The sequence below is a fragment of the Gordonia zhenghanii genome, assembly GCF_021738965.1.
Taxonomy (GTDB): Bacteria; Actinomycetota; Actinomycetes; order Mycobacteriales; family Mycobacteriaceae; genus Gordonia; species Gordonia zhenghanii.
The window spans coordinates 65,828-88,726 of sequence record NZ_JAKKOQ010000005.1 but is presented as its reverse complement, the minus strand read 5'-3'; the positions used below and the strand labels follow the sequence as shown (position 1 = coordinate 88,726).

At 68.1% G+C, this 22,899-nt stretch carries 20 protein-coding genes; 8 read left to right on the top strand and 12 right to left on the bottom strand.

The annotated features are described in order from the left end of the window. Positions 1-107 precede the first annotated feature (107 nt). Positions 108-551, top strand: a complete 444-nt coding sequence (locus L5G32_RS05145) for a hypothetical protein (protein WP_237009954.1) — start codon at positions 108-110, stop codon at positions 549-551. 520 nt (positions 552-1,071) lie between these two features. Here L5G32_RS05145 and L5G32_RS05140 read toward each other — a convergent pair. The 3 genes from L5G32_RS05140 to L5G32_RS05130 form a co-directional block, all read right to left on the bottom strand. Beyond that, positions 1,072-2,304, bottom strand: coding sequence for an aminotransferase family protein (locus L5G32_RS05140; protein WP_237009953.1), 1,233 nt, complete (start codon positions 2,302-2,304; stop codon positions 1,072-1,074). 76 nt (positions 2,305-2,380) lie between these two features. Beyond that, the gene (locus L5G32_RS05135; RefSeq protein ID WP_237009952.1) at positions 2,381-2,830 is read right to left on the bottom strand and encodes an SRPBCC family protein; all 450 of its coding nucleotides are present in this window, start codon (positions 2,828-2,830) and stop codon (positions 2,381-2,383) included. 13 nt (positions 2,831-2,843) lie between these two features. Next, on the bottom strand, positions 2,844-3,308 hold the full coding sequence (locus L5G32_RS05130; protein ID WP_237009951.1) for a YdeI/OmpD-associated family protein: 465 nt from the start codon (positions 3,306-3,308) through the stop codon (positions 2,844-2,846). On the opposite strand from L5G32_RS05130, the gene hrpA reads away from it, so the two are divergent. Then, complete coding sequence (gene hrpA / locus L5G32_RS05125) at positions 3,300-7,028, top strand: ATP-dependent RNA helicase HrpA (protein WP_237010236.1); 3,729 nt, start codon at positions 3,300-3,302, stop codon at positions 7,026-7,028. The two genes, L5G32_RS05130 and hrpA, sit on opposite strands and share 9 nt — an antisense overlap. A gap of 31 nt (positions 7,029-7,059) precedes the next feature. Here the strand turns inward: hrpA and nrdR are convergent, their stop codons facing one another. Both nrdR and L5G32_RS05115 read right to left on the bottom strand, forming a co-directional pair. After that, on the bottom strand, positions 7,060-7,506 hold the full coding sequence (gene nrdR, locus L5G32_RS05120) for a transcriptional regulator NrdR (RefSeq protein ID WP_237009950.1): 447 nt from the start codon (positions 7,504-7,506) through the stop codon (positions 7,060-7,062). A gap of 74 nt (positions 7,507-7,580) precedes the next feature. Continuing rightward, positions 7,581-7,979, bottom strand: coding sequence for a LysM peptidoglycan-binding domain-containing protein (locus tag L5G32_RS05115; RefSeq protein WP_237009949.1), 399 nt, complete (start codon positions 7,977-7,979; stop codon positions 7,581-7,583). A 431-nt stretch (positions 7,980-8,410) separates the two neighbouring features. Between L5G32_RS05115 and lexA the strand changes: the two genes are divergently transcribed. After that, complete coding sequence (lexA, locus tag L5G32_RS05110) at positions 8,411-9,082, top strand: transcriptional repressor LexA (protein WP_237009948.1); 672 nt, start codon at positions 8,411-8,413, stop codon at positions 9,080-9,082. 15 nt (positions 9,083-9,097) lie between these two features. Here lexA and L5G32_RS05105 read toward each other — a convergent pair whose 3' ends face one another. After that, positions 9,098-10,810, bottom strand: a complete 1,713-nt coding sequence (locus L5G32_RS05105) for a putative PEP-binding protein (RefSeq protein ID WP_237009947.1) — start codon at positions 10,808-10,810, stop codon at positions 9,098-9,100. Between the two features lie 117 nt (positions 10,811-10,927). Between L5G32_RS05105 and L5G32_RS05100 the strand changes: the two genes are divergently transcribed. From L5G32_RS05100 to L5G32_RS05085, 4 genes are read left to right on the top strand one after another with little or no spacing between them, the layout of a single operon-like run. Next, the gene (locus tag L5G32_RS05100; RefSeq protein ID WP_237009946.1) at positions 10,928-11,698 is read left to right on the top strand and encodes a DeoR/GlpR family DNA-binding transcription regulator; all 771 of its coding nucleotides are present in this window, start codon (positions 10,928-10,930) and stop codon (positions 11,696-11,698) included. Beyond that, a complete protein-coding gene (locus tag L5G32_RS05095) occupies positions 11,695-12,642 on the top strand; it encodes a 1-phosphofructokinase family hexose kinase (RefSeq protein ID WP_237009945.1) in 948 nt (315 codons plus the stop codon). Before L5G32_RS05100 ends, L5G32_RS05095 begins: the two co-directional genes overlap by 4 nt. 31 nt (positions 12,643-12,673) lie before the next feature. Further along, positions 12,674-14,758 (top strand): PTS fructose transporter subunit IIABC, encoded by a 2,085-nt coding sequence (locus L5G32_RS05090; protein ID WP_237009944.1) that lies wholly within the window; start codon positions 12,674-12,676, stop codon positions 14,756-14,758. A 53-nt stretch (positions 14,759-14,811) separates the two neighbouring features. Then, positions 14,812-15,072, top strand: coding sequence for an HPr family phosphocarrier protein (locus tag L5G32_RS05085; protein WP_237009943.1), 261 nt, complete (start codon positions 14,812-14,814; stop codon positions 15,070-15,072). 8 nt (positions 15,073-15,080) lie between these two features. Here L5G32_RS05085 and hflX read toward each other — a convergent pair whose 3' ends face one another. From hflX to L5G32_RS05065, 4 genes are read right to left on the bottom strand one after another with little or no spacing between them, the layout of a single operon-like run. Continuing rightward, positions 15,081-16,571 carry a GTPase HflX gene (gene hflX, locus L5G32_RS05080; protein WP_237009942.1) on the bottom strand — a complete coding sequence of 497 codons (1,491 nt, stop codon included), beginning with the start codon at positions 16,569-16,571 and terminating at the stop codon, positions 15,081-15,083. Between the two features lie 46 nt (positions 16,572-16,617). Continuing rightward, positions 16,618-17,517, bottom strand: a complete 900-nt coding sequence (gene dapF / locus L5G32_RS05075) for a diaminopimelate epimerase (protein WP_237009941.1) — start codon at positions 17,515-17,517, stop codon at positions 16,618-16,620. A 5-nt stretch (positions 17,518-17,522) separates the two neighbouring features. Next, entirely contained in the window at positions 17,523-18,431 is a 909-nt protein-coding gene (gene miaA / locus L5G32_RS05070) for a tRNA (adenosine(37)-N6)-dimethylallyltransferase MiaA (RefSeq protein WP_237009940.1), read from the bottom strand. Continuing rightward, complete coding sequence (locus tag L5G32_RS05065) at positions 18,428-19,129, bottom strand: class III extradiol ring-cleavage dioxygenase family protein (protein WP_237009939.1); 702 nt, start codon at positions 19,127-19,129, stop codon at positions 18,428-18,430. The genes miaA and L5G32_RS05065 overlap by 4 nt, the downstream gene beginning before the upstream one ends. 140 nt (positions 19,130-19,269) lie before the next feature. Between L5G32_RS05065 and L5G32_RS05060 the strand changes: the two genes are divergently transcribed. After that, positions 19,270-20,658 (top strand): DUF349 domain-containing protein, encoded by a 1,389-nt coding sequence (locus L5G32_RS05060; RefSeq protein WP_237009938.1) that lies wholly within the window; start codon positions 19,270-19,272, stop codon positions 20,656-20,658. A 74-nt stretch (positions 20,659-20,732) separates the two neighbouring features. Here the strand turns inward: L5G32_RS05060 and L5G32_RS05055 are convergent, their stop codons facing one another. Both L5G32_RS05055 and miaB read right to left on the bottom strand, forming a co-directional pair. Then, positions 20,733-21,365 carry an Rv2732c family membrane protein gene (locus L5G32_RS05055; RefSeq protein WP_237009937.1) on the bottom strand — a complete coding sequence of 211 codons (633 nt, stop codon included), beginning with the start codon at positions 21,363-21,365 and terminating at the stop codon, positions 20,733-20,735. Next, complete coding sequence (gene miaB / locus L5G32_RS05050; protein ID WP_308192014.1) at positions 21,362-22,876, bottom strand: tRNA (N6-isopentenyl adenosine(37)-C2)-methylthiotransferase MiaB; 1,515 nt, start codon at positions 22,874-22,876, stop codon at positions 21,362-21,364. The genes L5G32_RS05055 and miaB overlap by 4 nt, the downstream gene beginning before the upstream one ends. Positions 22,877-22,899: the final 23 nt, after the last annotated feature.

Sequence of the window (22,899 nt, the reverse complement as noted above, 5' to 3'; positions counted from 1 at the left end):
ACTCTCTGCAGCCCCGCAGTAGACAGGAACACACTCGTGCCCCGCCGGTGATCCGGCGGGGCACGAGTGCTTTCTACCGCAGCCGATTCCGGCTAACGTCGGTCCACATGGTCCCCTGGAACCGCATTCAACTCGCGCTGATGTCGCCGCCACCGACCCCGATCCGCGGCTCGATCGTCTCTCGAGAGCCCGAGTCCAAGCATTTCGCCGGCGCAACGGTCGACCACGAGGTCCGCCGCTACTGCACCCGAGCACACCGTGCACGTGTGGCGCGACGGTGCCAGGCTCGCATCGAATCGAACGACGGCGAGCCGCTGTACTTCTGCGACGGCGTCCACAGCTGGACGCCGAGATCTGATCGGGGCTGGCTCGTCAGTCCGGCGTCGCCGCACGGCTATCACGGACCCGGGCGACAGATTTTGACCGTGCGCGGCCCCACAGAGTGGAGCGACGACGACTTCACCCGCCCGAGGAGGAGTTCCGTGCCGAGTTGCGTCGCGAGGATGCGCGTCGGCAAGAGCGAGAAGCGCAGTGGTTCGCCGACAACGTGACACCCGACCCGATCACCATCTCCGTGCCGGTCACACTCGCACCTGAACACGTGCGGCACCTCGACGGTGACGCGATCGTCTTCGGACTCAGGCGGCGGCGCCGCAGGGATAGTCCTAGTCGTCGCTCGACGGCCTCGCTCGAGTTCCGCCTGGGTCCATCCGGGCGGAACACGCCATGCACGGTTCTGGTCGACGGACTTACATGATTGGGCTGTCGGCGCTGGCATGCCTGTCCATGCGGCGACAGTCACGGGACTGCAGAACGCTCTTCATCCGGGCCAGGTCGGACGAGCCGTGACCTTCCCGACCGCGCAACGGTAGCGACACCGAACGAGCCCCGTACGGCGCGGCGTTCACGCGGTACGGGGCTCGTCTTCTTCAGGTGGGCAGCCGCCTCAGGCGGCGGCCACCTCCTCGGTCCTGAAAGAAATCATCTGTCGGACCACCTCCTTTCCCTTGACGTGGTCGACGCTACGCCGGGGCTGAGACGGCCCGCAATGCATTTTCCTGCAGCGGGTCTCTACAACTCGTTCAGAGCCTTGGTGAAGCGATCGGCCATCTCGCCGACCTCATCGGTGGTCATGACGAACGCAGGCGAGATCTGCAGCGCACCCTGCCCGGCGGCTCGCCCGCTGACCCCGTGCTCTCGCAGCTTGGCGATGGCGGCCATCGCCTTGCTCGGGTCGGCGAGCTGGACTGCGGACACCGCACCGAGACCGGTGCGCACCTCGGCGACCGAGTCCAGATCGGCCAGCGGCGAGAACGCCTGCGCCAGATCTGATTCGAGGCGGTTCGCTTCGGCGAGCAGGTTCTCTCGCTCGATGATGTCGAGGTTCGCCAACGCCGCCGCGGCCGACACGTTGTGGCCGCCGTACGTGTAGCCGTGCCGGAACCAGGTTCCGCCTGCGAAGAACGGCTCAGCCACGCGCGGAGCGACGATCAACGCACCCATCGGCACGTATCCGCTGGTCAGCCCCTTCGCGGTGGTCATCATGTCCGGCTGCAGATCGAAGCGCGACGAGGCGAACCACTCGCCTGCGCCGATCCGGCCGAAACCGGTGACGACCTCGTCGGCGACGAACAGCACGTCGTGGTCGCGGCAGATCTCGCGGACCTCGCGCAGGTAGCCCTCGGGCGGGAGGTAGACGCCGCCCGCGCCGATGATCGGCTCGATGAAGAATGCTGCGATGTTGTCGGCGCCCACCCGCTCGATGAGCCCGAGGAGGCTCTTCGCATCGTCCCAGTCGACGGTCTCGGTGTCGGGCAGGATCTGCCCGTACCCCTCCGCGTTGGCCGGGATGCCTGCGAGCGACGTACCGGCGGCGTGCATGCCGTGGTAGGCCTTGGTGCGACCGACGACGATCTTCTTGTTCGGCTTGCCCTGCTCCACCCAGTAGCGGCGGGCCAGCTTGAACGCACTGTCGACCGAGTCGCTGCCACCGAGGGTGAACATGACCTTCGAGCCCGCGACCGGAGCCATCGCAGCCACTCGCTCGGCGAGTTCGATCGTCACGTCGGACGCGAAGTCGCCGAAGTTCGAGTAGTGGGCGATCGTGGACGCCTGCTTGGCGATGGCTTCCGCCATCTCCCTGCGGCCGTGCCCGATGTTCGTGAACCACAGTCCGGCGGTGGCGTCGATATACTCGCCGCCCTTGTCGTCGAAGATTCGAGTGCCTTCACCGCGAGTCACGACGAACGGCCCGCTCGTCGTCACCGCACCCATGTCTGCAAATCCGTGCCAAAGAGAACCCATAGTCCAAATATCGCACGAACGATCAGTCGCCCGCCGGGCGGACCCGCGAAGTCTCACCGAAATGTGAGGCGTTCGATCACCTCTCGCGTTCGGCGAGCGCCGCGAGTCGATCGACGGACGCCAGCAGCTTGTCCGCAGTCGTCGCTCGCGCCCGGACCTGTCGCTTCTCGTCGTTCAGGTCCGACCAGTCGTAGGTGTGGACGACGGTGACGCCGCCGTCGGCGGGTTCGATCTCCCAACGCCACAGATGCCCAGGGGACGGAGCGTCCACCTCGGACGGCCGCCACGCGATCAGCCGACCTTCGGTGAACTCGACGATGTGGTTGCGGCGCACGCCGCCGTTCGTGAGGACCGTGTCGAACGTGTCGCCGACTGCCCGAACACGTTGTCGGGGAGCCGACTCGGCGAGATTGTCGTTACCGTCCCATTCAGGCTGGCGCGACGGGTCCGCGATCAGTTCGAACACCGTCTCGGGTGCAGCCCGGACAGTTCGACGTGCCGACACCACGCGCTGCTCTGTGCTCATGCCGGTAAGCGAATCACGTCCGGCGCAGTGCGGCAACGACAACGTCGATGCGACGAGCCACTGTCTCCGGCCGCTTGGCGTCGGCGACCGAGCGAGCCGCCTCCTTCCGCCGCGTGTAGGACCAGGCGTCGAATGCCTCGCGCACGGCCGCGCCGTCGAGCGCCGACGCGAGCGTGTCCGGCACGACGACTTCCCGCTCACCGTGGTCGAGCACGATCGTCGCCTCGATCTCGTCACCGATGTCGACGCGCAGCTCGACACGCGCGGCCTTCGACAGCCCGATGAGATTCGCACCGCCCATCCGGGCCACACGCAGCCGCGCGCTGTGCTCACCGACCGTCACGACGACCGCCGCCCGTTTCCCGCCACCGAGCTCGGCGACCTGTCGGTCGGACAACTCGATCGCCGTCGCCGGTCCCACCGGTGCGAGCCGAGTGCGCACGACGAGCACACGGCCGCCTCGATTCGCATCGCTCATGCGACCCGATTATGCCGCAGCCGTAGAATCGACGACATCATGTCGTCGCCTCTGACCATCACGTATCCGCCGGAACTTCCCGTCAGCGCCTGCCGTGCGGAGATCGCCGAAGCGATCGCCGACCACCAGGTCGTCGTCATCGCAGGCGAGACCGGATCGGGCAAGACAACCCAGCTTCCGAAGATCTGCCTCGAGATGGGCCGGACCGCCATCGGCCACACGCAGCCGCGTCGCATCGCCGCTACGTCCGTCGCCGGTCGCATCGCCGACGAACTCGGCACCGAGATCGGCGCCACCGTCGGCTACCAGGTCCGGTTCTCCGACAAGAGTTCCACGGACACCCGCGTCAAAGTGATGACCGACGGCATCCTGCTGCGCGAGATCACCACCGACCCGCTCCTGCGCGGTTACGACACGATCATCATCGACGAGGCACACGAACGCAGCCTCAACATCGACTTCCTGCTCGGCTACCTCAAGCAACTGCTGCCCAAGCGGCGCGACCTCAAACTGATCATCACCTCCGCGACGATCGAACCCGATCGTTTCGCCCGCCACTTCGCCGGCCCCGACGATGCCGTCCCCATCATCGAGGTGTCCGGTCGTACGTACCCGGTCGAGATCAGATACCGACCGCTGGCCTCCGACGACGAAGACAACGTCGACCTCGACCAGCTTGCTGCGATCGACGCCGCCGTCGGCGAACTGTGGGCGCGCGGATCGGGTGACATCCTGGTGTTTCTGCCGACCGAACGCGATATCCGAGAGACCGCTGACGCTCTCGGCAAATCCCGCCGCAACGCCGATATCGTCCCGCTGTTCGCCCGACTGTCCGTCGCCGAGCAGCATCGGGTGTTCAGCCCGTCCGATGGACGACGGATCGTCCTGGCCACGAACGTCGCGGAGACCTCGCTGACCGTCCCCGGCATCCGCTACGTCATCGACGCGGGCACCGCACGCATCTCGCGGTACTCGACGCGCACCAAGATCACCCGCCTCCCGGTGGAGAAGGTGTCGCAGGCGAGTGCTCGCCAGCGCGCGGGCCGCTGTGGCCGCGTCGCCCCCGGCATCTGCATCCGGCTCTACTCGGAGGACGACTTCGACGCACGGCCCGAGTACACCGATCCGGAGATCCTCCGCAGCAACCTCGCCGCGGTCATCCTGTCGATGCTGTCCCTGAAGCTCGGCGACATCACCGACTTCCCCTTCGTGCAGTCACCGGAGTCGCGCGCGGTCCGCGACGGCATGGCGCTGCTCTCCGAACTCGGAGCCGTGACCGACACCGACTCGGCGGTCGCCCGTCTGACCTCCGTCGGAAAGACACTGTCGCGCTTGCCCGTCGATCCGCGACTCGGGCGGATGCTCGTCGCGGGCCACGAGAACGGCTGCCTGGACCACATCCTGGTGATCGCCGCGGCACTCGCGCTCCCCGACGTCCGCGAGTTCCCGTCGGACCGACGCGAAGCTGCGCAGACTGCGCACCGTCGCCACGCCGTCCCCGGCTCGGAGTTCATGGGCTACCTCAAGCTGTGGGCGTACTTGCAAGAACAACGGGACGAACTCTCGGGCAACCAGTTCCGCCGTCAGTGCGAGCGCGAGTTCATCCATTATCTCCGCGTGCGGGAATGGTGGGACCTGCACCGCCAGCTCAAACGGACCGTCCGCGACCTCAAATGGCAGACCCCCGAGACGGAAGCCGACGCCACCACGGTGCACAAGTCGATCCTGACCGGCCTGCTCACCAATGTCGGTGCCCGACAAGGCGACACCCGCGACTTCCTCGGTACCCGGGGAACCCGTTTCGCGATCTTCCCCGGATCGACCCTCGCCGCCAAGCCGCCTGCGTTCGTGATGGCCGCCGAACTCATGGAGACCTCACGCCTGTTCGCCCACACCGTGGCGTCAGTCGATCCGGAGTGGGTCGAACAGGCCGCAGGCGACCTGGTCACACGTACGTGCAGCGAACCGCACTGGTCGACGCGACGCGGGGCCGTCATGGCGTACGAGCGTGTCACCCTCTACGGCGTTCCGCTCGTCGCCCAACGCCGCGTCCATTACGGCCCTCTCGATCCGAAGACCGCCCGCGAGATCTTCATCACCGAGGCCCTCGTCGGCGGCCGATGGCGCAGCAGGCACGCGTTCGTCAAACACAACGCGCAGATGCTCAAGGACGTCGAAGACCTCGAGCACCGGTCCCGCCGCCGAGACGTCGGAATGAGCGACACCGAACTGTTCGACTTCTACGACGCCCGCGTGCCGGCGAACGTCGTCTCCGCGCGCCACTTCGACTCGTGGTGGAAGAAGGCGGGACGGTCCGATCCGACTCTGCTCGATCTGACCCCCGAGATGTTCGCGGCCGACGACGTTCCGCAGGCCGCCGAGTACCCGTCGGCCTGGCTGCAGGGCGAGACACGGCTGGAATTGCGCTACCACTTCTCCCCCGGCGCACCCGACGACGGGGTGACCGTCGTCGTCCCTCGCGAACTGCTCGACCACGTCCACGACGGTGGGTTCGACTGGATCGTCCCCGGCATGCGGTCGGAGTTGGCGACGGCACTCATCAAGTCCCTGCCCAAAGGCCTCCGCAAGTCGATGTCCCCGGCACACCGATACGCCGACCTCGCACTAGACCAGTTGTCCGCGAGGTCTGAGCCGCTGGTCCCGGCCTTGGCCCGCGAACTCTCGACGATGACGCGAACATCGCTGGCGCCCCGCGACTTCCGCCTGGAGAGCCTTCCCCCGCACCTCCGGATGCATTACGCCGTCACTGACGCCACAGGCGCGGTCGTGGCCCGCGGTGACCGGCTCGCCGACCTGCGGTCGCAGTTCGCGGCGCCCGGTGCCGCGGCGACGACCGCACAGACCTTCACCTCCTGGACCGCCGACGGTCTCGGAACGCTCGCCGACGAGCGCACCCAGACACTCGCGGGCCAACAGGTCACCCGATACCCGACCCTGTCTGCCGTGCCGGGATCGGGCGTGAAACTCGTCGACGTTCCGACTCCCGCAGCCCGCGACGCGGGAATCGTCGTCGGCGTCCGTGAGCTTCTGACTCGCGCCATCGCTCCGCCCGCCCGACGCCTCGCCTCCTCGCTGCCGCCCGGCCGAAAGCTCGCATTGAGCCAGAGTCCGTACCGTGACGTCGACGCCCTGCTCGCCGACTGCACGCGACGCGCGATCGTCGACGTCCTCGCCGCCCAGTCCGATGTCGCAGCCGTGCGATCGGCCGCAGACTTCGACGCACTCTCGGCGCGAGTGTCTCCGGCGGTGCGACAGACCGCCCCCGCCTACTTCGACGCCGCAGTCGACTCTCTCGCCGAGTACTCGCAGGTGCGGCGGGCCATCGACGATCAGACGGGAACGTTGGCCGCCGACGACGTCGCCGATCAGATCGCGGATCTGGTCTTCGACGGTTTCGTCGGCGTCACCTCGGGTCCGCACTTGCGGGCTCTGCCGCGATATCTGGCGGCCGCGCGTGCACGACTGGAGGCACTGCCTGGGTCAGCGACCCGGGACAACGACGGCACAGCGGTGATCGACCGGCTCGTCGCGGTCTGGAATCAGCGTCTGGCGCAGATACCCCAAGCCCGGCACGATGCGCTCAACGACATGGTGCAATGGCAGCTCGAAGAGCTTCGGGTCAGTCTGTTCGCTCAACAGCTCGGCACGGCAGGAACGGTGTCGGAGAAGCGGATCCGTAAAGCGATAGAGAGCTTCTAAAGCGACCGCAGTTTCTAAAGCGACCGCGTGCTCAGACGCGGGTGCGGAGTTCGTCGATCTCGCGTTGGAAGTCGTCGGCCGACTCGAACGACTTGTACACCGACGCGAACCGGAGATAAGCGACCTCGTCGAGATCGCGCAGCGGGCGCAAGATCGCAAGGCCCACTTCGTTACTCGGGATCTCGGCCGAGCCGGATCCGCGGACGGCGTCCTCGACCTGGTAGGCGAGTTTGGCGAGGGCGTCCTCGTCGACGTGTCGGCCCTGGCAGGCGCGTCGGACACCCTTCATGACCTTCTCGCGGCTGAAGGGCTCGGAGACACCGTTGCGCTTGACGACGGAGAGCACTGCGGCTTCGACCGTGCTGAATCGGCGACCGCACTTGGCGCACGAACGACGGCGGCGGATCGCCAGGCCGTCGTCAGCCACGCGGGAATCCACCACTCGTGTGTCGTCGTTCTTGCAGAACGGGCAGCGCATGCCAAAAGAGTACTCGCAGGGTCGACGTGCACTCACACGCCGGGCCGGTACTACCGGCGCCACGGCACGGGTCCTCAGTACGCGGGAGCGATCAGCGACTGGCCGACGCGCAGGCCGGACGACTGCAGATGGTTCAGTTCGCGCAACTGCTCCACGACGCCTGCGACCGGCAGGTCGGTAGCGATGCGTCGTGCGATGTCCGACAACGACTCTCCGCTGCGGGCGTGAACGACCTGAGTGACACCCGGCGTCCCGGGGGTCGCCGCGTCCTCGTAGTCCGATCCGACGATGGTGAACAACCACACGACGCCGGCCAGGAGCGCACCGACGGCCAGCGCGCCGACCAGTCGGCGACGGCCGATCACCGCATCGATGTTCGAACGACCACTGACCGCGCCGCGCATCACGTCGAGGTCGGCCTCCCGACCCCCGTCGACCGCCGAACGGCGACGCGACCCGCGCTCCGGAGTCATTCTCTGACTCCGAACGCCGACCCGTGCGCGGCGCGGATCACGGCCCGTCGGGCTGCACACCGCCGCGCGACGCTCGGGCCGGACCGGCGCGCGCGAAGCCCCACGGACGACCGGTATATCGCAGGTCATAGTCGTTATCTGCGGACGCTCCGCTCCGCGGCGGCGACGCTCGGCGGTAGTGGAGATCAGTGCCTGACTCATCGTCTACTCCTCATCGATCACTTGTTCGAAGAACCTTTGCTCGACAGTAAACACCACACCTACGACAAAGTCAGCAACACGTCGAACAAATGTTTGAAATCTGTGATCTGGTCGACTATTCTTCAGGTCAGATCGGACCGATGTTCGAACAGTCCGGCAGCCCGTTCCGATCACGTATTCCACCCCGATCACGCACCGCGCGGATCACGCACGATGAGGAAGGACCGACGATGGCCGACACGCCCGATCCACTGCTCTCGACGTCGACACTGGAGGCGTCGCTGACGCAGCGCCAGCGGGAGGTGCTCGAGGTCATCCGCAAGTCGGTCCGCGAGCGGGGGTATCCGCCGAGCATCCGCGAGATCGGCGAGGCCGTCGGACTGACATCTACGTCGTCGGTGGCCCACCAGTTGCGCACCCTCGAACGCCGCGGTCTCCTCAAGCGGGATCCCCACCGTCCGCGGGCGGTCAACGTACGCGATGACAACCGCAATCCCCCGGCCGACGACTCGGCCGAAGACCTTCCGACACCGACCTTCGTCCCGGTCCTCGGTCGGATCGCTGCCGGCGGTCCGATTCTCGCCGAGCAGGCGGTCGAAGAAGTCTTCCCGATGCCCAAGGAGCTCGTCGGCGACGGTTCGCTGTTCATGCTCCGCGTGGTCGGCGAGTCGATGATCGACGCGGCGATCTGCGACGGCGACTGGGTGGTCGTCCGTCAGCAGAACGTCGCCGAGAACGGTGACATCGTCGCCGCGATGATCGACGGAGAAGCCACCGTGAAGACGTTCAAGCGCAAAGACGGCCACGTGTGGCTCATGCCGCACAACGAGCACTTCGATCCGATCCCGGGCGACGACGCCGCCGTCCTCGGCAAGGTCGTCACGGTGATGCGCCGGATCTAGGCCAGGCCGGAGAACCTAACCGAGCGCAGAACGCGCCGCGTCCCGCGCGTCGGATGCACTGGTCGCCGCGAGCGCCGCACGAGCGGCCTCGCGGCACTGCTCTAGCGTCACCTGGCCGAGCTTGAGGCCGACCGCGGACGACGCGGCGGGCGCCGACGACAACGAACGCACTCCGAGTCCGACGAGGACGCACGCGAGCAGCGGGTCGGCGGCGGCCTCGCCGCAGACGCCGACGTTCTTGTCTGCCCGGTCGCCCGCTGCGCCGACCATCCCGATCAACGCGAGGACGGCAGGCTGCCACGGGTCGGTCAACGACGCCAGTTCCGGCGACATACGGTCGGCAGCCATCGTGTACTGCGTGAGATCGTTCGTTCCGATCGAGACGAAGTCGACCTCGGCAAGTATGGCGTCCGCCAGGATCGCCGCCGACGGGACCTCGACCATCACCCCCGGGATCAGTCCGCGATCGCGGACCTGCGCGGCGAACTCACGCGCCTCGTCCACCGTCGCGATCATCGGAGCCATCACCCATGGCACTGACGCGGCGCCGTCGGCGGCCGAGGCGAGGGCGTCGAGTTGGCCACGACGGATCTCCGGATGCGTGAGGGCAGTCCGGTTTCCACGCACGCCCATCGCCGGGTTCGGTTCGAGGTCCGTCTCGACGAATCGCAACGGCTTGTCCGAACCGGCGTCCAGCGTGCGGATGACGACTTTCTGGCCGTCGAACGCGTCGATCACCTCGCGGTACAGCGCCGCCTGCTCGGCCACCGTCGGTTCGGTCGCACGGTCGAGGAACGCCAACTCGGTGCGAAACAGGCCGACGCCCTGCACCGGCGAGTTGGTGGCAGTACGCGCGGAGACCCCGTCGGCGACATTAGCGAGCACCGCGACCGGCACGCCGTCCACGGTGGTTCCGGGTCCGGTCCACGCCGCCGCCTCCGCCGCCTGCTCACGCGAGAGGGCCACCGCCGCAGAGATCACCGACTCGTCGGGCTCGGATCCGATCGTGCCTGTGTCGCCGTCGATGTAGGCCGCTGCGTCCGACGGAATGTCGCCGAGGTCGGCCGCAGCGACGACGCATGGGATCCCCAGTTGACGCGCGATGATCGCCGTATGGCTGCTCGGACCGCCCAGCCGCATCGCGAGTCCGACGACGAGGTCGGGGTTCAGGCCCGCGGTGTCCGCGGGCGCGAGGTCGTCCGCACACAGAATCGCCGGAACCTCCGGAGTCGGAACGCCGGGTTCGGGCTGACCCAGCAGTTCCGCAATCACTCGATCGCGTACGTCCCGCAAGTCGGTGACACGCTCGGCCATCAGGCCGCCGAGGGAGGTGAACATCTCCACGAACTTCTCGGTTGCCGCCGCGGCTGCCGCAGGTGCGGGGCGCCCCGAAGCGATGAGCCCGGTCGCCGTCGAGATCCAACCTCGGTCGCGCGCGAGACCTGCTGTGGCAGTGAGCACTTCGGCGGACACACCGGTGCTGTGCGACGCCCGGTCGGCAAGCCGTGCGCCCACTGTCTCCGCGGCGTCGACGAACGCCTGCTCGTGCGCGGCCCGCTCGCCCTCCGCTATTGCCGGAGCGTCCGCGTCGAACGCCGGACGGGCCCCTACTCGGATCACCGGGCCGTACGCGAGCCCGCCGACCACCGGGGTGCCGGTCACGACGACCGACGCGTCGAACGGGTTGGGAACGGGTGCCGCGGCCGCTGCCGTATCGCTGGACTTCATGTGAGAGAGGTTACAAGAATGTCTTGACTATGCAAGCATTACACGGGTAAAAAAAGGTAGATTCCAATCAAACACAGATGAATCAACACGCTGCGGGTGTCGGGGAAGGACGGTCACATGTATGCCGAGGAACGCCAGCAGGCGATCGCCGTCGAGATCCGTGAACGCGGACGCGCATCGGTGGCCGAACTCTCCGAGCGTTTCTCCGTGACAGGTGAGACGGTGCGCCGAGACCTCGCCGTCCTGCACCGCGCGGGATCGGTCGTCCGCGTTCACGGCGGCGCCGTCCGCCTCGACGTCGCCGCCGTCGTCGACGAACCCGATCTCTCCGAGCGCGAGAGCGCTCACCGGCCCCAGAAGACGGCCATCGGGATCGCCGCACAACGGTTCCTGCCCACTGTCGGCGGCTCGGTCCTGTTCGACGCAGGAACAACGACATTCGCGGCAGCCGCAGCCATCGGGGGCGACGTCCGCCACCAGTTCGTCACGAACAGCCTGCCGATCGCCGCGACTCTCACCGGTCTGACACGGTCGAGCGTCGTCCTCATCGGCGGCCGGCTCCGTCCGAAGACCCAGGCCGCTGTCGGAGCCGACGCCATCGACGCGATCGCGCGGCTCCACACCAGCGTCGGCTTCATCGGAGCCAACGGGCTCACTCTGGCACACGGGCTCTCTACCCCCGACATCGACGAGGCCGCCGTCAAACGCGCCATGATGGCCGCCTGCGACCGAGTCGTCGTGCTGGCCGACTCGTCGAAGATCAACCGTCAGGAACTCGCGGGTTTCGGAGCCGTCGAGGACATCGACGTGCTCATCACCGACGACGGAATCGATCCCGCTTTCGCCGATGCCCTCTCCGCTCACGATATCGAGGTGGTCACCGCATGATCCTCACCGTCACAGCCAACCCGAGCATCGATCGCACCATCGAGCTCGACGGTCCGCTGCACCCGGGCGGCGTGCACCGCACGCGTTCGGTCGGCGATCAACCAGGCGGAAAGGGAGTCAACGTCGCCCGCGCGGTGACTGCCGCGGGCATGGACGCGATCGCGCTGATTCCCGCCCGTCCGAACGACCCGTTCGTCGGGCACCTCGATCGTGTCGGTCTGCCCCGGGCCGCCGTCGACATCGCAGGCGATGTCCGAGTGAATCTGACACTCGCGGCCCCGGACGGCGTGACCACGAAGGTCAATGCACCGGGCGCGAGTATCGACGACGACGAAGCCGCCACGCTCACCGCAACCGTCGTGGAACTCGCCGCAGGCGCGGACTGGCTGGCGTTGTGCGGCTCACTGCCCCCCGGCCTGCCACCGTCGTGGTACGTGGACCTCGTGACCCGGCTCGCCGGATCGGGCGTGCGGGTGGCCGTCGACACCTCGGGCACCCCTCTCACGCTCGTGGCGAGCGCGCGGCCAGACCTCCTGAAGCCGAATGCCGAGGAGCTCGCCGAGCTGACCGGAGCAGACGCCGCCGCGCTCGAGGCCACCGCGGCCGACGGCGATCCGTCGTCGGCCGCCGATGCGTCCGCCCGGCTCGCGGCCGAAACGGGCGGCGTCGTCCTCACCACCCTCGGCGGCTCGGGAGCGCTGTTGGCGACCGGAGACGGCGTGTGGTTCGCGACGGCGCCGACCGTCCGCGTCCGCAGCACCGTCGGCGCGGGCGACTCGTCCCTCGCCGGTTATCTGATCGCCGAACAACGGGGCGGTGACGAGGCTGCTCGCCTGCGCCACGCCGTCTCCTACGGTTCGGCGGCCGCAGCTCTCCCCGGAACCACACCGCCGACACCCGATCTCGTCGACGAGACCGCCGTGTCGGTCACCCGACTCTCCTGAGAACCCAACCCCCCAATCAGAGGTAGAGGCCATGTCCGAACCCATCATCACATCCTCGCTGGTGCTCCTCGACGCCGACGCGGGAGACGACGCCGAAGCCGTCATCCGCAGGCTCGCCGGGCTCGTCGGCGACGATGGACGCTCGTCCGACCCCGCCGACTTGATCGACGGCGCACTCGCCCGTGAGTCCAGTTCGCCTACCGGACTGCCGGGCGGCATCGCGATCCCGCACGCCCGCGCCGAATCGGTGAGCGTCGCGACCCTCGCGATGGCCCGACTGTCGAAGCCGGTCGACTTCGGCGCCGCCGACGGTCCGGCCGACATCGTCTTTCTCATCGCCGCGCCCGCAGGTGCGGGCAGCGAGCACATGAAGGTGCTCAGCGCGCTGGCCCGCGCACTCGTGCGACCCGAGTTCGTGCAGAGCCTGCGCGACGCGCCGGACAGCGACAGTGTGGTCGACCTGGTCACCGAGGCGGTGACGCCCGCCGCGAAGCCGGAACCCGCCGCCGCGCAGGCAGCCCAGTCATCCCCGGCCACACAGTCATCCCCGGCCTCCCAGTCAGTCCCGGCCGCGCAGGCGTCGACGGCGACCGTCGGCGCTCCGCGACGCACCTCGATCCTGGCGGTCACCGCATGCCCGACGGGCATCGCGCACACCTACATGGCCGCCGATGCTTTGAAACTCGCCGCCGACCGGGCCGACGTCGACTTCGCCGTCGAGACCCAGGGTTCATCCGGCACCACGCCGTTCACGGCGCAGCAGCTCGCCGACGCCGACGCGGTCATCTTCGCGACCGACGTGGGGGTCAAGGGGCGGGACCGCTTCGCTGGCAAGCCCCTGGTCGAGTCCGGAGTCAAACGCGGAATCAACGAGCCGGACACGATGATCGCCGACGCCGTCGCAGCGTCCACCGATCCGCACGCGCGGACGGTGTCCGCAGGCGAGTCCGCTGACCGCACCGACGAGACCGAGGGTGCGGGCATCGGAATCGGCGGCCGCCTCAAGCAGTCGCTGCTGACCGGCGTCAGCTACATGATCCCGTTCGTCGCAGCGGGTGGACTGCTGATGGCCCTGGGCTTCCTGATCGCCGGGTACGAGATCGGCAGCAGCACACTGTCGCCCGACATGTCCGACGGCGCGTACGTCGCCTTGAACAACAGCCTGTGGAACCTGCCTGCCGGCGGTCTCGGCCAGTACATCGGCGGGGTGAGCTTCGCGATCGGCTCCACAGCGATGAGCCTGATGGTCGCGGTCCTCGCCGGCTATATCGCGTACGCGATCGCCGACCGGCCCGGTATCGCCCCCGGCTTCACCGCGGGCGTCATCGCGGTGACCGTCGGCGGCGGCTTCATCGGCGGCATCGTCGGCGGCCTGATCGCCGGTGTGATCGCCCTGTGGATCTCCCGGATCCCGCTGCCCCAGTGGGCGCGCGGCCTGCAACCGGTCGTCATCATCCCGTTGATCGCAACGCTTCTCACCGGTGCGATCATGTTCATGCTGCTCTCGCGTCCGCTGTCGTGGGTCAACACCGAACTCGAAGACGCCCTCAACTCGATGTCCGGGACCTCCAAGGTGGTCCTCGGCGTGATCATCGGCCTGATGATGTGCTTCGACCTCGGCGGTCCGGTCAACAAGGCGGCCTACGCGGTCGGCGTCGCCGGACTCGGCGCCGCAGGCGCCGGTATCGCGCAGTGGGAGTTCATGGCGGCGGTGATGGCCGCAGGCATGGTGCCGCCGCTGGCACTCGCCCTCGCCACCGTGGTGCGCCCCGGCCTGTTCACCGAGCCCGAACGCGAGAACGGCAAGGCCGCCTGGCTCCTTGGCGCATCGTTCATCTCTGAAGGCGCCATCCCGTTCGCCGCAGCCGACCCGCTGCGGGTGATCCCGCCGATGATGCTCGGCGGCGCGGTGACCGGCGGCCTGTCGATGGCTCTCGGCGTCCAACTGCGAGCCCCGCACGGCGGCGTGTTCGTCATGTTCGCGATGAACGGCACCTGGTGGAAGTTCCTCATCGCTATTGTCGTTGGCATGGTGGTCGCGATGATCGGCGTGATCGCCGCCAAACAGCTCACGACTCGCGAACCAGAGAAGACCCTCGAGGCGGCATCCTCCTGATCGGCACCGTCCTGACAGCCCCGATAGAAGTCCCGAAGTAGAAAGGCACCATCATGCCAAGCACCACCGTCTCCGTCGGTTCGGCCGTCGGCCTGCACGCCCGTCCCGCCACCATCATCGCCGAAGCCGCCACCGCGCTCGGCGCCCCCGTCACTCTTGCCGCAGGCGGCGGCGACCCCGTCGACGCCGGCAGCGCGCTGATGATCATGACCTTGGGGGCCGAGAAAGGCGCGTCGGTCACCGTGTCGAGCGACGACCAGGCTGCCGTCGATCAGATCGCAGCACTCGTCGCGAAGGACCTCGACGCCGACTAGCTCGACCGTCAGACGATGAGGTCGGCGTACTCCCCGGCCAACGGCGAAGGCATCCGCACATGCAGGCGGGTGCCTTCTTCGTTGTGATCGGTCGTGATCACGTGCGCATGCTGGTGAAGTCGCGAGATCACCTCGCCGCGCGAGAACGGGACCTGCAGGTCCACTTCGACGTCGTTGCGCTGCACGAACTCAGTGACGGCTGCGAACAGTTCCGGCAGGCCCTCCCCGGTTCGCGCGGACACGAAGACTGCGTCCGGGAACTCGGCGCGCAGCGTGGTCACGCGGGTGTCGTCCATCGCGTCGACCTTGTTGATGACGAGCAGCTCCGGCGGCGCGGGCAGGTCGTCCTCGTCGAGGACCTCGCGCAGCACCTGTCGGACCGTCGAGATCTGCAGGTTGGGAAACGGGTCGGCTCCGTCGACGACGTGCAGCAGCAGGTCGGCGTCGACGGCCTCCTCCAACGTCGAGCGGAAGGCCTCGACGAGTTGCGTCGGAAGGTGGCGCACGAATCCGACGGTGTCGGTGAACACCACTTCGTGGCCGTCGGCGAGCTCGGCGCGCCGCGTCGTCGGATCGAGCGTCGCGAACAGCGCGTCCTGCACGAGGACACCGGACCCGGTCATCGCGTTCACGAGACTCGACTTGCCCGCGTTGGTGTAACCGACCACCGTGAGCGCCGGGACTCCGCCGCGTCGTCGGGCCGTTCGTTTGACGGTGCGCGCCGTCTTCATGCCGCGGATCTCCTTGCGGAGCTTGGCCATCCGCTCGCGGATGCGCCGTCGGTCGGTCTCGATCTTCGTCTCACCGGGGCCACGCAGACCCACGCCGCCGTTACTGCCCGCACGACCGCCTGCCTGCCGGGACATCGACTCGCCCCAACCACGCAGCCGCGGCAGCATGTACTCCATCTGGGCGAGCGTCACCTGTGCCTTGCCCTCACGCGAGGTCGCGTGCTGGGCGAAGATGTCGAGGATCAGCGCAGTCCGGTCGATCACCTTGACCTTGACGATCTTCTCCAACGCGGTCAGCTGGGCTGGTGTCAGTTCGCCGTCGCAGACCACCGTGTCCGCGCCGGTCGCGAGGACCACCTCGCGCAGTTCGTGCGCCTTGCCGGACCCGAGGTACGTCGCCGCGTCGGGCTTGGAGCGTCGTTGGAAGAGCGCTTCGAGGACTTGCGAACCCGCGGTCTCGGCGAGCGCCGCGAGCTCGGCCATGCTGGCGCGCGCCTGCGCAGCCGTGCCGGAGGTCCAGACTCCGACGAGCACCACTCGCTCGAGTCGCAGCTGCCGGTACTCGACTTCGGTGACGTCGTCGAGTTCGGTGGACAGCCCGGCGACACGTTGGAGCGAGGCTCGGTCGTCGAGGGCGAGTTCGCCGGTCGTCGGGAGATCCGACAAATCCAGAGAGCTCGGATGATCAGTGTGCGGGGAATCAAGCCGCGAGGAGTCTTCGTCCACGGTGTGCGGGGCCGGAGAGTCGATTCGTGTCATGTCAGTCATACGTAAGACCATTGTGCCCCGTCGAGCAGGGACGACGCACGTCCTTTTATCCGGCGATCCACCCCGGCAGCGTCTCACCACGCGCCACGAGGCGCGACGGCCCCCGCAGGACGGCAGCGTTGTCGCCGACGGTCACGACCACGGACCCGCCGGGCACCGCGATCCCGACGACGCCCTGATCCCGTCCGATCCCGTGCAGCGCAGCGCCTGCTGCGGCGACCAGACCTGTTCCACACGAACGGGTCTCGCCGACGCCCCGCTCCAAGACACGCATCTGAGCGGTGAAGTCGACACCGGCGTCCGACGGTTCGAGCGGCGTCAGTATCTCGACGTTCGCACCGCGGGGGAACGCAGCCTGGTCCAGGATCGCGCCCCTGCTGAAGTCGAGGCCTGCGAGGTCGGCTGCGGTCAGGCCGTCGACGACGCAGGCGAGATGCGGATTACCGACGTCGACGCGTTCACCGGTGAACCGACGCCCGGCCATCTCGACCTCGCTCGGTCCGCCGAGAGCGACGTGCCCCATCGCGACACTGACGTCTGCCGCCGAGTCGTCGACGGAGTGCACGACCACCGGACGCCCGCCCGCCCGCGATCCGACGGTGAACGTGTCGGCGTCGACGTGGCCGGCGACGCGCAGGTAGTGCGCGAACACTCGGACGCCGTTGCCGCACATCTCGGCGATCGATCCGTCGGCGTTGCGGTAGTCCATGAACCAGTCGTCCGAGGCGACCCCGTCGGGCAACGCCGTCAGGACTCCAGCCGACATCAGAGCGCCCGCAGTCGCCACCCGGAGAACGCCGTCCGCGCCGATCCCCCGCTGGCGATCGCACAGTGCGCTCACCAGGTCTTCGGTGAGTCCGAGACGGACCCCGGGATCGTCGAGGACGACGAAGTCGTTCTGGGTTCCGTGGCCTTTGACGAACGCGAATGTCGGCGCAGCAGTCATGCCCGCTATTTTACCCGGTGAACCGTCGCCAACGCGTCGTCGAGGAGTGTCGAGGACGCTGCGTCGAGCCAGACGGCCCGGTGGTCTCGCCGGAACCACGATCGCTGCCGCCGTACGTACTGGCGTGTGCCGATCATCGTGCGCTCCTGCGCCTCCTCGAGTCCGTACTCGCCGTCGAGGTACGCGAGGACTTGCGCGTAGCCGATGGCCTGCGACGCTGTCTTGCCGTCGCGGAGCCCACGCGTGCACAGGCCGACGACCTCGTCGACGAATCCGGCGGCGAACATCTGCGCCGTCCGCGCTGAGATCCGTGCGTCGAGCTCGGCGCGATCGCGGTCGACGGCGAGGATCGTCGTGCCCCATCGTGGCTCCCCGATCCTCGGGGCGGACGCCGCGAACGGCTCCCCGGTGATCTCCACCACTTCGAGTGCGCGCACGATGCGCCTGCCGTCCGAGTCGAGGATCGTGCCTGCGGCCGCCGGGTCGGCGGCGGCGAGCCTCGCGTGCAGTGCGCGAGCGCCGATCCGTGCGAGATCGTCCTCGTAACGCGCCCGCACCGCGGGGTCGGTCGGCGGAAACGCCCAATCGTCGAGCAGTCCTTGGACGTACATCATCGAGCCGCCGACGATCACCGGCACCCGGCCCGCTGCGACGAGGTCGTCGACGACCGCGGTGGCCGCCTCCTTGTAGCCTGCGACGGTCGCCGTCTCGGTCACGTCGAGGACGTCGAACAGGTGATGGCCGATGCCGCGGCGTTCGGCCACCGGCGGCTTCGCGGTGCCGATGTCCATGCCGCGGTACTGCGCCATCGCGTCGACGTTGACTATCTCGCCGCCGAGCCGCTCCGCGAGGTCCAGTGCCAGAGCTGTTTTTCCGCTGGCGGTCGGACCGACCACCGCGATCGGGACGGTCACGACCGGGCTCCGACGCGGCGCCAGGTCGCCACGGTGTAGCCGACCCCGAACGGCGCGCCCGCGTAACGCAGGTCGACGTCGACGGGCGCGTCGCCCCACAGCCCGGCCAGCACCTCGAACACCGGGCGCCCCTCGACGCCGTTCGCTTCGCAGTCCTGCGGGTCGAGCGTCGCGAGCGCGTCGAGTGTGCCGTCGGCGATCGAGGCGTCGATGAGCGATTGGAGACGGTGCGCGCTCTCCCGCTCGCCGCCGCCTGGCGCCGAGGGGCTCAGCATGGTCGATCCGTCCGCGATGACGAGGACGCCGATCGGCTCCGCGTCGGCAGCAATGCGCTCCGCGAGGTCCACGCCGATCCGGCGCGCGTCCGCCGGCGCTGCGCCCGCGTCGACGAGGAGCGGGTCGAGTTCGACCGGTGAGCCCGCCTGACCCCGACACCAACAACCGATGAGCATCGACAACGGCATCGACGCGTCGTCCCCGTCGGGGGCCGCGGCGACCGGCACGTCGACGCCGTACGCCGAGAACCGCCTGGCCGGACCGTCGATTCCGACCGCGATCCACCGGCGCGCCGCCGATCCCAACGACTGCGCGGCGTCGACGACCGAGCGGCGGACCTCAGCGGCCTCTGTCGCGTACGGCCCTGACAATTCGGGCACCACGACGGGTGCACTTGGTACGATCGCAAGCTCAGCCAACACGGCAACGACGCTACCGGCACGGCATCGGCTTTACCCAAATGCCGCAGCCTCGCCCCACTTCCGAGTCTGACCTGCTTGAATGAAGACGAACGTGACCGGCAGCCGTGACGCGCGGCGAGAGACACAGAGGGACACCCGAGATGACCAACCCCCCGCACGGCTCCGAGCCGGCTACTACCCCTCCCAAGCCCGGACCCAAACCGGGTCCTCGACCCGGACCTCGTCCCGGAGCGTCTCCCCTGTCTCGCCCCGCCCCGTCGCCGACCGGCCCCGGTCCGATACCCGCGGTCCCCGTCCACCACGTCGAGTTGGGCGACCCGTCCGAGTACGGCCGCATCGACGCGGACGGCACGGTCTGGCTGATCACCGCGTCGGGCGAACGTGCGATCGGATCGTGGCAGGCGGGAACCCCGGACGAGGGGCTCGCACATTTCGGGCGCAAGTTCGCCGACATGGCCACTGAGGTGGAGATTCTTGAAGAACGCCTGGCGGCTCGATCCGGCGACCCGCGAAAGACCCAGGCCGCGGCGGCGCAGATGATCGATGCACTGCCCACCGCTCAGGTGATCGGCAACGTCGACGAACTCGCGTCACGTCTGTCCAAGATCGTCGCCGACGCCGACGATGTCGCCGAAGCCGTCCGGTCCGAACGCAGCGAACAGCGGGCCGTCGCTGTCGCCCGCAAGGAGGAGTTGGCGACCGAGGCCGAGGCGATCGGAGCCGAAGGCACGTCGTGGAAGGCGGGCGGCGATCGTCTGCGCGCGATCCTCGACGAGTGGAAGACCATCAAAGGAGTCGACCGCAAGACCGACGACGCCCTCTGGAAGCGCTTCTCGAAGGCCCGCGACGCGTTCAACCGGCGCCGCGGAGCCTATTTCGCCGACCTCGACCGGGAACGCGCGGGCGCCAGGGCACGCAAGGAAGAACTCATCGAGCAGGCCGAAGCGCTGTCGTCGTCGACTGACTGGGGTCCTACCGCCGGGAAGTTCCGGGACCTGCTGCAGGAGTGGAAAGCGGCGGGCCGCGCGCCCCGCGACACCGACGACGTGCTGTGGGCACGTTTCAAAGGCGCCCAGGACGTCTTCTTCCAGGCCCGCAACGCGGTGAACTCCGAACGTGACGCCGAGTTCGCCGAGAACGCCAAGGCCAAGCTCGCGCTGCTCGCGGACGCGGAGAAGACGATCGATCCGACGTCCGACCTCGACGCTGCACGCCGCGATTTCCGAGTCTTCCGCGACAAGTGGGAAGCGATCGGCATGGTTCCCCGCGATCAGATGCACTCCCTCGAGGGCCGCGTACGCGCCGTGGAGAAGGCCATACGCGACGCCGAGGACTCGGAGTGGACACGCACCGACCCGGAGGCTCAAGCGCGTGCGGCCCAGTTCGCCGAGCGGGCCGACAAACTGGAAGAGCAGGCAGCGAAAGCAGCCGAAGCCGGCAAGGACAAGGACGCGGCGAAGCTACGCGAACAGGCGGCACAGTGGCGAGACTGGGCAGGAACCGCCCAATCCGCGCTGGGCGACAGGTGAGACGCGACTGACTATTCCGGGTCGGACGACTCGCTGTCGGACGCCCGACCTCCGGACGCCTGTGTGCCGCTTGTCTAGTCGTTCGACTCCTGGCCCTTCACGATCTTCTGGAGCGAGCGTCCGCGCTGTTCGGCTACTGCGGCCTTCTGCCTGCGCTCGTCCTCGAGCGCGAGGTGGTAGTTGGTCCGCGCCCACACGACGCGTGCCCAGTGGAACGTCAGCACGATCATCGTGACCCAACCGAGGATCAGTCCGATGCCGCCGCTCGACGGCGCCGTCATATCGAGCGAGTCGACTCCGACGGTGTTCCTCGTCCACAACGCGAGAACGCCGGCGACCGAAGCGACGGCACTGCCGCACAGGGCGATCCAGGCGATCACCCAGCGTCGGGTGACGAGCGCCAGCATCGAGAAGCCGACGCCGAAGATCAGCAGCAGGTACACGAAGATCTTCGACGGCAAGGCGATGTGCTCGGCGTGCGAGTCGCTCGACATCGTCAGGACGTCGAGTCCGTTGGCCGCGCCCGCATGCGGCAGGATCACCGATACGATCGCGACGAGAACACAGACGGCGACGACGACGGCGCGCGCACCCGGATCGATCTCCCCTGCGACTTTCCGCTCGGCTTTGCGAAGATCGTCTTCGAACTCGCCGAAGACCTCGCGTTCGGCCGCTCTGTCGGCCGGGTTGGAACCCGATGTGGTCATGAACATCCTCCTGTACCGCATGCCGAGACGGCTTCGACGACCGGCGCGGCGCCGATCGTCGGCATGCCGAGTCCGACGCCGACGGGTGCCGTCGTCGGGGTGGTGCCTGCTTCGTGCGCGTCACCGGCGCGCGTGCGGCGGACCGAGGCGACGCCTGCGTCCGCGATGAGATGATGCGGTGCGACCTCGGTGATCGTACTGGTGACGATGTCGCCGGGACGCACGTCGGTGCGGCCGCCGACCGCGAAGTGCACGAGGCGCCCGTCCCGCGCCCGACCGGTCATCCGTCCGGTCGCGGCGTTCTTCCTACCTTCGCCTGCCGCGACGAGCAGCTCGACGTCAGTGCCGACGAGTCTCGTGTTCTCCTCGAGGCAGATCCGCTCCTGCAACGCGATGAGTCGCTGGTAGCGCTCGGTGACGACCTCCGGCGGGACCTGATCGCCCATCGTCGCCGCCGGGGTACCCGGACGCGGCGAGTACTGGAAGGTGAACGCACTAGCGAAGCGCGCCTTCTCGACGACGTCCAATGTCTCTTGAAAGTCTTCTTCGGTCTCGCCGGGGAATCCGACGATGATGTCCGTGGTGATCGCAGCGTGCGGCATCACGTCGCGGACGCGGTCGAGGATCGAAAGAAACTTCTTGGTGCGATAGCTGCGACGCATCGCCTTGAGGACGCGGTCCGAACCGGACTGCAACGGCATGTGCAGTTGCGGGCACACGCTCGGGGTCTGCGCCATCGCATCGATGACGTCGTCGGTGAACTCTGCGGGATGCGGCGATGTGAACCGAACTCGCTCGAGCCCGTCGATGTCGCCGCACGCCCGAAGCAGTTCGGCGAAGGCCCCGCGGTTGCGCGGCGTGTCCGGGTCGGCGAACGACATGCCGTACGCGTTGACGTTCTGCCCGAGCAGCGTCACCTCGAGAACCCCCTGATCGACGAGCGCCTGGACTTCGGCCAGGACGTCGCCGGGGCGTCGATCGACCTCTTTGCCGCGCAACGACGGGACGATGCAGAACGTGCACGTGTTGTTGCAGCCGACCGACACCGACACCCACCCCGAGTACGCGGAGTCACGGCGTGCTGGAAGCGCTGATGGAAATGTCTCCAGCGAGTCGAGGATCTCGACCTGCGCCTCCTCGTTATGGCGGGCACGGTCGAGCAGCGCAGGAAGTGAACCGATGTTGTGGGTGCCGAACACGACGTCCACCCAGGGAGCCTTGCGGAGGACGACGTCCTTGTCCTTCTGCGCCAGGCAACCACCGACCGCGATCTGCATCCCCGGCCGGGAAGACTTGACGGGCGCGAGATTCGACAGATTGCCGTACAGCTTGTTGTCGGCGTTCTCACGGATCGCGCAGGTGTTGAACACCACCAGGTCCGCATCGTCGCCGTCCGGCGCCGCCACGTACCCGGCGTCCTCCAAGAGGCCAGAGATGCGTTCTGAGTCGTGGACGTTCATCTGACACCCGAACGTCCGAACCGAATACGACTTCGTCACTGCACCACTCACAGTTCACAGGTTACGCCGGAGCA